Genomic DNA, 10613 nt, shown 5'->3' with positions numbered 1-10613 from the left:
CCGACAAAGGACTTTGAACGTGGAGCCATCAACGCGGAAGCGGCCCGGGCAGATCGATGAAGTTGCCAGGACCGCCGGCGTGGGGATGATGGTCCGCACCGGTGCAACAGATGCTAAAACCGCTCCGAAAAGGTCTCCCGAATGGTTCCCGCCACGTGCGTGAACCCCTTTGACGGAGCCGACGGCGTCGGAACCTTCTGAGACCGAGGTTCCTCCCCCCAGCCGCCGTCGGCTCCCTAAGTTTTCAGTGGCCCCAGTCCTGGCTCGGCCGCCCGCAGGCCGGGCGGCCGTGCCAGAACTGTGACGGCACAAAGCCATCCTACGCAGGGGCGCGGCAGCCCTCACAGCTCTCGGCAACACGGACACCCGCGTGCAAAGCCCCACCCGGCTTTCGGAACGGGTCCTACTACTTGGTTTGGGACACGATCCTGCCCGGAGATCCTGAGTACATCCACGTAGTCCAGGTCCCGCCCCCGCGCTGGTAATCGAGTAGCGGTTACGCATCCGAAAATTTCCTGCTGTCCATAGGTTGGACTCATCGGTAGTCATACTTTGATTGCGAAGGTCTCTCTCATGTTTCAGCAAGAAGCCGGCCTGCCTGCGGGCAGCGGCAGAACAGATATGGTCTCAACCATCCAATATTCGGGGAAGGGGCGGCCCGAGAAGCACTACGCCCGGCACAAAACCGTTGAAGACGTGGTGGCGGCACTGACATCGGGATCGGGCTGCGGGGCAGTACTTGTGGGGGAACACGGGGCTGGAAAATCCTTTACTGCCCAGCGGGCCCTGGAACACTTGGGGGACGACTACCTCGTCGTCCAGGTCCGGGGCAGTTCCATCTCGTCCAAACTCCCGTACGGTGCATTGAGCGTGCTGCTCAACGAACTCGATGCTTCCCACCTTGAGCACCCGCTCATGGTGCTCAGGGGCTTGACCCAGCTGCTTCAAACCCGGGCCCAGGGCCGCAGCGTCGTGCTCTTTGTCGACAACGCCCATGACCTTGATGAGCTCTCCACCATGATGGTTGCTCAGCTCTGTGCAGGCGGACACGTCCTGCTGCTCGCGGCGTGCGTTGACCTCCCGAATCTGGGCAGCGACATCATGGGACTCTGGAAGGACGATCTGTTGCGCCGGATCGACCTTGGCCCCTTCGATTTCCGCGAAACGGCCGACAGCCTTGCCCAGGAGTACGGCGGACGCTTCTCCCACACCGCGGCCCGCGCGCTCTGGAACGCAAGCGGGGGCAATGCTCTCTTCCTGCACTCCCTGGCACGGGAGCAGATCAAGCTCGGAATCATTGTCCGCCATGAGGACTCCTGGGTATTGGGGGACAAAAGTATCGCTCTGGCCGGAGAGATACGGGATGTTCTCAAAGCCCGCCTGAACCGGCTCAGCTCCGGCCAGCGCGACGTGTTCGAGCTCTTGTCGCTCGCCGGAGCCTTACCCCTGCAGACCCTGATGAGCGTGTCCCGGGCGCAGGACATAGACACGCTGCAGGAACGGGCACTGATCCTCGTCAGCCATGACCACCCGCCCATGGTGAGTGTCGCCAATTCGGTCACGGCCGGCATCGTTGCCAGCGTGGTGCCGCCGGGCCGCAGTGCGGAGCTTCGGCGCCGGCTGGGGGCTGTGCTCCAGGACCAGGACCTCGACGAATTCACGGGGTCCACGGCCGTCGCGTGGGCCCTGGACTGCGGCGAAGAGGTGGGCCCCAGACTGGCCCTGGCGGCGGCCCGCCTCGCGAACAAGGCATCCGACCCGCAGTCCGCCCTGAGGTTTGCCCGGGAAATCGCGGGCGGTGAGAAACTGACAGAAGTGGCCGTCGAATCTGCCCGGGCGCTTATCGCCCTGCACAACGACGACGCCGCCCGCCGAATCCTGAGTGACGTTGAACAGCGGGCAGGTGACGAACTTGCACTGGGTGAGTGGGCCTCGCTGCAGCTCCTGTGGGCCGAACTGGACAGGCGCGGCCCCGCAGCATCGGCCAGCGCATTGGCCAGGCTGCAGGAGATTGAACTGCGGCTCACGGTAGCCGGGAACGCCGGGGCGGAACCGGATTCGGTCGCAGAGCGGGTGCGTCTGGCCTATGCCGAACTGGCCGCCTTCGAAGGCCGGTACGGTGACGTCCTGCACATGTTCGAGTACGCGGACACCACCGACCTCGGCAGCGAAGCAAAGGTCATCGCCGCGAGCCTGCTGTGCGAGGCGAAGGCTGTCACCGGCGACGTCCTGGGCGCCGTAGGGCTCGGCAGGCAAATCATCCTTGCCACCGGCACCCTCGACCTTTCCGATGCGTCGATCCGCGAAATCCGCGGGCGGTTCCTGTTGCTCCTGCTGTTGTCCGCCAAATTCCGGGAGGCAGCAGACTTCATCGCCGACACCTCGGAATCCTGGGACCGGCAAGCCAGGCTGGGCGGCATGTTCGAGATCGGCCAAGGGATCGTGGACCTCCATCGCGGTCATCTCACGGGGGCAATCAAGCGACTGCAGTCCGGAGTCTGGCAGCTTGGCGTGCACGACCCGGACGCTGTTGCCGGACTCGCCACCGCAGCCTGTGCGTACGCATTCGCGCTCCAGGGCGATGAGGACAAAGCATGCGCCCTGCTGGTGGAAGGCGAGGAGCAACAGCCCCGGGCATCGTGGCTCGTAAACCGCGTCACCCGGTACTTTGAGCTGTCTGCCAAAGCGGAAATCGGCCAGAAAACCGAGGCTCTCCGCGCCCTGAAGCTGGAAGCTGACATTGATACGGACGCGTCGGCCCTTGCTACCGGCCTGCAGTTCCTCTCAGCGGTGGCCCGGCTGGGAGACCGTCAGGCCAGCGCGAAACTCAGTGACCTTGCGGACCAGGTCACCGGGCACTTCGCCGCCCTGTGCTCCCGTCTCGCGGAAGGGCTGGCGGATGCAGACAGCGAGGAACTGCTGGCGACGTCCAAGGACGCCGATGCGGCAGGCCATGCGGTCTTCGCCAGGGATGTGACCAGAAAAGCGGTCAGCTGCGCGAACGACGCCGGGAACCGTATCTCCCTCCGGATGGCCCAGCGCACGCAGCAGTCCCTTGAGGACCGGTTCGGCAACCCCAGGAACGGAGTGCTCTCGCTGCTGACCTCGACGTTGACAGCCCGGGAATCGGAGGTGGCGGTCAGGGCGGCCGCGGGTACGTCCAACCGGAAGATCGCTGACGAGATGCACGTTTCTGTCCGCACCGTTGAGGGGCATCTCTACCAGGTGTATGCGAAACTCCACGTCGCGAGCAGGTCGGAACTCAAAGATGTCATCTCCGGACCAGTGGAACACGCCCGCCTGGGCTAACCGGCCCGGCGCCCGGGCCACCGGTCGGTCGGGGCGGACCCGGCGCCCCCGCCACCGGGCGGTCCGGGCGCCGACGTGCTGCCGCGGGGAGGGCCACAGGTGGAAAGCCTGACGGAGTCCGCAACCCTGGTGGGCAGGTCCGGCGTCGTCAAGGACATCGTCAGATGCCTGCGCGACGGCGGGACGTCCGGTGCCCTCATCGTGGGCAACCCGGGCGCGGGGAAAACCGCCGTCTCCCGGGCCGTCATCCGGGAACTCCGTCCCCACACGGCCGTTATCCGGCTCGCAGCAACTCCGGCGCTTTCTGCCGTGCCGTTCGGCGCGCTCTCGCCCTACCTCGGCGAGCTGCCCGCCCATGATCTGGATTCCTTTTCCGCCGTCGTCAAGGCCGTGACGGACAGCATCAAGTCCCAGCCCAGCAAGCCGCTCTTCGTGATCGACGACGCCCAGTGCCTGGACCGCGGGACGACGCAGCTCGTTGCGCAGGCGGTAGCGACCGGCGCTGCCAGCATTCTCGCCTTCAGCCGGCCAGGATTGCTGATCCCCGAGGAATTCCTGGCCCTCTGGGATGACGGAATCGTGGCCAAGTTCGACCTCGAGCCGCTCACCCGGACCGAGGTGCATCAGCTCTGCGAGCAAGTGCTCCGCGCCGATGTCTCGCCGTGGGCCAGCGCACTGTTCGCCGATACTTCCGCCGGAAACCCGTTCATGCTGCTGTCCCTGATCGAACATGCCCGGACCACAGGTGCCCTGGCACTGCGCCATGGCACCTGGTTCCTCATCTCAGCTCCCGGCCTGGCCGATATTCCCGTCGCTGACCTGATCGGCCACGAACTGCGGTCGATGTCACCCGAAGAAAGGAACGCCGCCGCGATAGTTGCCCTGGCAGGGCCGTTGCCACTGGGCCAGTTACTGGGATTTGGCGGCCCGAAGGCTGTCGACGCCTTGGAACGCGCCGGCATCATCAGCGTCTCACGAGGCGCCGACCGGACAGTCCGCCCCGCGAGTCCCCTCATCGGGGAGATCATGCGCCGTTGGGTTCCGGCGGGAAAAAGCGCCGGATTGCGTGCCAGCTTTGTCTCACTTCCTTCGGGAGGGCCAGTGCCCCCGGACGCATTCCTGAACCGGGTCCGGTGGGCGCTGGACTGTGGAGCTGCTGTGCCGCCGGAGGAGCTTCTCAAGGCGGCGTGCACCGCCAACGCCGCCCTCGACGCCCGGTCCGCGTTGCGGACTGCCGAGGCAATTTCTGATGAAGCGAAGCTGCCCGAGGCCCGGTTGCAGATAGCCTATGCGCGGTACCTGCTGGGCGACCGCCAGCAGTCCGCAAAATTCCTGCAGCTCGCTGAGCCCACGCCAAACGAAAACGCCCGCTATCTGGCGGCTCTTCTGTCCGCCCGGCTGACGGCACGAACAGCGACGCCGGGGAGCCGCGCAGCAATCGACCGCAGCCGTGCCCCCGCCGCAGGACCAGACACCGCCGCAGGACCAGACACCGCCGCAGGACCAGACACCGCCGGAGCTGGCACTGCAGGCGCTGGCACTGCAGGCGCTGGCACTGCAGGCGCTGGCACTGCAGGAACGGGCGCTGCGAGAGGTGGCACTGCCGGAGCTCCCGCCGCCGCACCACCCGCCGGGCCGGCCGACGTCGAGCGTCCGGCCAACGGACAATGGGCGTTCCGCAGCGGTGCCGGAACGGGGCCGTCATGGCTGGATCTGGCTGCGGTGGTCCTGCCGGCGGGGTCCGTTGGCAGCCAGCCGAACGGGAGCCAGTTGAACGGTGGCCAGGAGGACCGTGAGGGCCGGCTGAGCCGGCTGGTGGTGGCCGCCGGGGAGCGGCAGGAGATCAGGATCCCGGCTGAGTCGCTGCTCGCCGAATTGCTCTGTGCCAAAGGCCGGGTGGTGCACGGACTGGGGCTGGCCCGCGAGGCCTGGCAGGGGGCGCAGAGCGCCAGCTTGGCGTTGCCTCTCGTGTATGAGGACCTCCTGGTGCGCTACAGCCTGAGCCTTAGCTGGGCAGGGGAATGGGAAGCGCTCGCCGCAGTCCTCGATGTGTACGAGGCCGACTATCCTTCGCGGCTGCTGCTCAGCGGCGGCATCCTGCACCTGATGAGGGGCCTGGCCCGTGTCCGTCAGGGGCGCATGCCCGAGGGAATTGCCGAGCTCGTTCTCGGCGTCGAGGACCTCACGATTGCCGATCCCTGGGAATTGCTGCCGTTCGCCCATTCGGTCGCGGCATACGCCGCCTCCGTGGTGGGTCACGCACGGGAGGCCGAGGAGCACGCGACCGCGTTCCGGCTGTCCCGGTACCGCGGTCCGGGGGCACTCCCGTTGCTCGCCGAAGCGTACTCGACCGCGGCCGGCGGAGCGCCCGGCGGCGCTGGAGACGTCAGCAAGAGGCTCGGCGGCCTGGCGGAGGAGGCCCGGCGGCAGGGTTTGCGGGGGGTTGAGACGGACATAAGGCGGCTTGCCGTGCGCCGAGGGGACACCGCGGCCGCGGACGGTCTTGCCCGCAGCAGCCTTGCGGTTGAGGGGCGGGAGGCCGGCATGCTGCACGACTACGCGCTCGCGGTGCTTCATGCGGACGACGCCGAACTCGTCAGGATCAGTGACAAGGCGCTGCGCGCCGGCTACGTGTTGCTGGCGCTCGAAGCGGCGCAACAAGCGGAACGCTGCCTCGCCGAAACCACGGACAAGCGGAAACTGCTGGCTGTCCAGCGCAAGATCCAGAACAGGATGACTGCTGCCGGCATGGCTGCCCATATTGACCTGGTCCGTCCGGAACCGGATGCCGAACTCACCGCCCGGGAAACCGAAATCCTGGACCTGGTGTCCGGCGGAGCCACCAACGCCGAGATCGCCAAGCGGCTCTGTGTGTCCCAGCGGACCGTGGAAGGACACCTCTACCGCGTGTTCGCCAAACTGGGCGTCAGCCGGAGGGTTGACCTCATCGACACCGGCGGCGATTCACACCGGCCCTGAGCCCCCCAGAGGGACAAACATAGGGGCGACGCGGGGACCCCCGGAGCACCCTCAGGATTACCTGCAGAATCGGGTGCGCCGTTCCGTGGGATGATGGAAAGTAGTCCATTTCACCCGATCCGAGGAGGCCAGCGTGGCTTTTGTGCCGACGTCAGAGTCCCGGGCCCTGCTCTCGCCAGCCCTGACCGACGATGAGGTGTTGCGGATCCGCAACGACTTCCCCATCCTCTCCCGGCCTATGGGCGGTCACCCCCTGATCTATCTCGATTCCGGGGCCACCTCGCAGAACCCGATCAGCGTCATCGAAGCCGAGCAGGAGTTCTATGAGCAGCGGAACGCTGCCGTTCACCGCGGGGCGCACCTGCTGGCCGTGGAAGCCACGGAGTCCTTTGAGGACGCCCGCGATACCCTGGCTGCCTTCCTCGGCGCGGGCGCCGACGAGATCATCTGGACCTCCAACGCCACCGAGGGACTGAACCTGCTCAGCTACGCCTTCCTGAACTCGTCCCTGCCGGGGGCCGCCGGGCCGGCGGCACGCTTCGCCCTGGGAGCCGGCGACGAGATTGTCGTCACCGAGATGGAACATCACGCGAACCTTATCCCGTGGCAGCAGCTCGCGGAGCGGACCGGTGCGACCCTTCGGTTCATCCCCGTCGACGATGCCGGTGCACTGGACCTCGACGCTGCCGCCGGGATTATCGGCCCGGCCACCAGGGTCCTCGCCTTCAGCCACGCCTCGAATGTCCTGGGCACCATCAACCCGGTCAAGACCCTCGTGGCGATGGCCCGCCGCGCGGGTGCCCTGACCGTGCTGGACGCCTGCCAGTCCGCGCCCCACCTGCCCCTGGATGTAAAGGACCTGGACATCGACTTCGCCGTCCTCTCGGGCCACAAGATGCTGGGCCCCACTGGCATCGGCGTGCTGTACGGCCGGTCCGAACTGTTGAACGCGCTGCCGCCGTTCCTCACCGGGGGATCAATGATCACCACGGTGACGATGGAGCGCGCCGCCTTCCTGCCAGCCCCGCAGCGCTTCGAAGCGGGGACCCAGAAGGTTTCCCAGGCCATTGCCCTCGCCGCTGCGGCGAACTACCTCACCGAGACAGGCATGGACCGCGTCCACGCCTGGGAATCCCTGCTCGGGCAGCGCCTCGTCGAAGGCCTCTCCTCGATTCCCGGCATCCGCGTCCTCGGGCCTGCCCCCGGACAGGAACGGATCGGCCTCGCGTCCTTCGACGTCGCCGGTGTGCACGCCCACGACGTCGGACAGTTCCTGGACAGCAAGGGAATTGCCGTCCGGGTGGGCCATCACTGCGCGCAGCCGCTTCACCGGCGCCTCGGCCTGACGGCCAGCACCAGGGCCAGCACCTACCTGTACAACACAACGTCCGACGTCGACACGTTCCTCGCGGCTGTCGCCGGGGTCCGAGCCTACTTTGGAGCCTAAGGACTTTTCCGCATGAGCCTTGAACAGCTGTACCAGCAGATCATCCTGGAACACGCGAAACTGCGTACCGGCAGCGGGCTGGCGGAGGCGCCGGTCCCCGCGGGGGCGTCGTCCGGGCAGTCCCACCAGCTCAATCCTGTCTGCGGGGATGAGATCACTGTCCGCGTGGCGGTCTCTGACGGGAAGGTCGCCCAGCTGCGCTGGGACGGTGAAGGTTGTTCGATTTCCATGGCCTCGGCCTCGGTGCTCGCCGAGCTCGCCGAAGGAATGGACGTGGCCGGGTTCACTGCGGTGATCGACAGCTTCCGGGACGTCCTGCGGTCCCGGGGGAAACTCGCCGCGGATCCCGAAATCCTCGGCGACGCTGCTGCCTTTGAAGGCGTTTCGAAATACGCCGCCCGGGTAAAATGCGCCATGATCTCCTGGGTTGCGGCCGAAGACGCCCTGGCGCAGGCCCGAACGTCCAGCACCGCACCCTAGGCCCTGGCGGGTAGCGCCGGATCCTGGCCAGACCTGCAACCTGGGCCGGGCATGTTGGGCCGCGCCCCTTAGCTGAGCAGGCCGGCGATCCCGATGGCCGCCGTCGCAGCCCCGAGCAGCATGGAGATGCTGACCAGCACGACGTGGACGGTGAGGAAGCGGGTGCCTTTGCCGTTCGTGTCGCGGGACCTGGGATCCTTCATGACCCGGCGCAGGAACTGCGGCCAGACAACAAGGGACCAGAGGCCGGCAACGATCAGAACGACGGCCAGGATTGCCGGCAGCTCCATGAGCTAGTGGCTTTCGAGCCAGGCCTGGGCCTGGGTGGACTGGATGTTCAGGGCCTTGCCCACCATCGGCTCGGCCGCCTCGGCAATCTTGCCGCCCAGGAACGGGACCGAGGACGTCACGGTGCCCTCGAGCTCGATCCGGGTGCTGCCGCCGTCGGAGACAAGGCGCTGGACGGCATTGACGTCCAGCGGCGCGCCGGAGACTTTCAGGGTGATGTTGCTCAGCCGGGAGCCGTCGGCAGCGGGGGCGTCCCAGCTCTCGAGCTGCGTCACCTTGAGGCTTTCGCCGACGAACTTCCGGGCCATGTCCGGCATCCGGTGGGTCGGGATGGTCCGCACGGTCGTGGTGCTGAACGCGCCGGCCGTGTCGCCGTCGACGGTGAAGGATTCGAGGGTGCCGCCGACGAGTTCGCTCGTGTGGCGCAGAAAGTCCTCGTTGACGAATACGGCGGTGACGCGGTCAACGTGGTGCGGAAGGCTGGTGGATGCACTCAATGCCATGGGGGTCCTCCGTGGGGTGGAACTGGTCGTTTCGGGCTCCAAACATCCTACGCGGTGTGCCCGGCCGGCTCCGATTCCTGGTCCTGGAGGGCCTTCGCCGCGGCCGTGATGTTCCGCGACATGGCGGGGAAGATCAGGCTGTGGAACGGCAGCACCGCCAGCCAGTACAGGCGCCCGCTGAGACCCTTGGGGAAGAAGATCGCCCGCTGGCGGTAGCGGCTGCCGGTTCCCTCCGGCTCCACCGAGAGCTCCAGCCAGGCCCGGCCCGGCGCCCGCATTTCGGCGCGCAGACGCAGCAGCCGGCCGCGTTCGATCCGCTCCGCCCGCCACCAGTCCACCACCTCGCCCTCGGCCAGCAGGTGCGGGTGGCGCCGGCCGCGCAGCAGCCCGGCGCCGCCGGTGAGCTTGTCCAGGAGACCGCGGATGCGCCAGGCCAGGGGCATGGAGTACCAGCCGTTCTGCCCCCCGATCCCTTCAATAATGGTCCAGACGTACTTGGGATCCACGTCGCTGGAGTAGCTGCGCTCATCCAGGTACACGAGGTAACCGGCCCACTCGGGATCGGAAGGCAGCGGATCGGCGTCGGCGCCCGCGCTGGCCCAGGTGGTCTGCACCTGGCCGTCGCGCTCCTTGCCCAGGGCCAGCCCCACCGCCCGTCGGTAAGTCGTGAGTCCTTCTTTCGGCGGGGGGATATACGCGTCGATGTCGTGTTCCCGGGTGACGGCGTCGTGCTGGAGGGACTCCACGAGCGGCAGGGACATCGACAGCGGAATCGGCGTGGTCAGCGCGACCCACATGCCCGCGAGCTTGGGCGCGGGAATGGGGAGCGCCAGCACCACGCGGTGCGGGAGCCCCGCCTCCGCGGCGTATTCCTGCATCATGCCCGCGTAGCTGAGGACCTGGCGGCAGCCGATGTCGAAGGTGCGGTTGATCGGGCCCTCAAGCTCCGCGGCCCCGACGAGGTAGTGCAACACATCGCGCACGGCGATCGCCTCAATCTTGTTACGCACCCAGCTGGGCGCAGGCATCAGGGGCAGCGTCTCGGACAGGTGCCGGATCATCTCGAACGACGCAGATCCGGAGCCAATCACGACGCCGGCCTGGAAAACGATGGCGTCGACCGGACTGTCGAGGAATACGTTGCCCACCGCTTCGCGGGACCTCATGTGGGTGGAGAGTTCAGTGTCGGCGGGGTGCAGGCCGCCCAGGTAGACGATCCGGCCCACTCCGGCGTCGGCTGCGGCCCGCGCCGCGGTCTTGGCCATCGCCTTTTCCTTGGACTCGAAGCCCGACCCGGCCGCCATGGAATGGACCAGGTAGTAGAGCACGTCGACGCCGTCCAGGGCCGCGCGCAGGGCATCGCCGTCATCGAGGCTGCTCTGGACGACCTCGACGTCGGCCAGCCACGGAACCCCGGCGATCTTGGCCGGCGTGCGGACCAGGACCTTCACGGTGTGCCCGGCTTCCAGCAGCCGGGGGACCAGCCGGCCACCGATGTAGCCGGTCGCGCCGGTGACAAGCACCGTTCGTGGAATGCCGCTCGGTGCGGGGGAGGTCTGTGCAGATTCGGGGGTGTCGGTCATGGTGACTCCTTGTCGTCTATGAAG

Annotated in this window: 7 protein-coding genes; 4 read left to right on the top strand and 3 right to left on the bottom strand. The window is 67.2% G+C overall.

What is annotated here, in order from left to right; all coding sequences use genetic code 11:
- Positions 1-573 precede the first annotated feature (573 nt).
- The 4 genes from ACZYZ3_RS09830 to sufU all read left to right on the top strand — a co-directional run bounded on the left by ACZYZ3_RS09830 (position 574) and on the right by sufU (position 8215).
- Entirely contained in the window at positions 574-3309 is a 2736-nt protein-coding gene (locus tag ACZYZ3_RS09830) for a helix-turn-helix transcriptional regulator (RefSeq protein WP_463963642.1), read from the top strand.
- 99 nt (positions 3310-3408) lie between these two features.
- Positions 3409-6288 carry a helix-turn-helix transcriptional regulator gene (locus ACZYZ3_RS09825; protein WP_463963641.1) on the top strand — a complete coding sequence of 960 codons (2880 nt, stop codon included), beginning with the start codon at positions 3409-3411 and terminating at the stop codon, positions 6286-6288.
- Positions 6289-6430: 142 nt separating this feature from the next.
- Complete coding sequence (locus ACZYZ3_RS09820) at positions 6431-7735, top strand: SufS family cysteine desulfurase (protein WP_463963710.1); 1305 nt, start codon at positions 6431-6433, stop codon at positions 7733-7735.
- Positions 7736-7747: 12 nt separating this feature from the next.
- Positions 7748-8215 (top strand): Fe-S cluster assembly sulfur transfer protein SufU, encoded by a 468-nt coding sequence (sufU, locus tag ACZYZ3_RS09815; protein ID WP_463963640.1) that lies wholly within the window; start codon positions 7748-7750, stop codon positions 8213-8215.
- A gap of 68 nt (positions 8216-8283) precedes the next feature.
- On the opposite strand, the gene ACZYZ3_RS09810 is transcribed toward sufU, so the two are convergent.
- From ACZYZ3_RS09810 to ACZYZ3_RS09800, 3 genes are read right to left on the bottom strand one after another with little or no spacing between them, the layout of a single operon-like run.
- Complete coding sequence (locus tag ACZYZ3_RS09810; RefSeq protein WP_463963639.1) at positions 8284-8505, bottom strand: SCO4848 family membrane protein; 222 nt, start codon at positions 8503-8505, stop codon at positions 8284-8286.
- Between the two features lie 3 nt (positions 8506-8508).
- Entirely contained in the window at positions 8509-9006 is a 498-nt protein-coding gene (locus ACZYZ3_RS09805; RefSeq protein WP_463963638.1) for a DUF2505 domain-containing protein, read from the bottom strand.
- A 47-nt stretch (positions 9007-9053) separates the two neighbouring features.
- Complete coding sequence (locus tag ACZYZ3_RS09800; protein ID WP_463963637.1) at positions 9054-10589, bottom strand: SDR family oxidoreductase; 1536 nt, start codon at positions 10587-10589, stop codon at positions 9054-9056.
- Positions 10590-10613 lie beyond the last annotated feature (24 nt).

It is taken from the genome of Pseudarthrobacter linnaei, assembly GCF_055412825.1.
Note: the sequence above shows the minus strand (reverse complement) of the source record. Positions and strands in the feature narration are given on the sequence as shown.

Bases quoted from the DNA above. Each gene is read 5' to 3' on its own strand.
- ACZYZ3_RS09810 (WP_463963639.1), bottom strand. From the start codon at position 8,505: ATGGAGCTGCCGGCAATCCTGGCCGTCGTTCTGATCGTTGCCGGCCTC.
- sufU (WP_463963640.1), top strand. From the start codon at position 7,748: ATGAGCCTTGAACAGCTGTACCAGCAGATCATCCTGGAACACGCGAAA.
- ACZYZ3_RS09830 (WP_463963642.1), top strand. From the start codon at position 574: ATGTTTCAGCAAGAAGCCGGCCTGCCTGCGGGCAGCGGCAGAACAGAT.
- ACZYZ3_RS09805 (WP_463963638.1), bottom strand. From the start codon at position 9,006: ATGGCATTGAGTGCATCCACCAGCCTTCCGCACCACGTTGACCGCGTC.
- ACZYZ3_RS09800 (WP_463963637.1), bottom strand. From the start codon at position 10,589: ATGACCGACACCCCCGAATCTGCACAGACCTCCCCCGCACCGAGCGGC.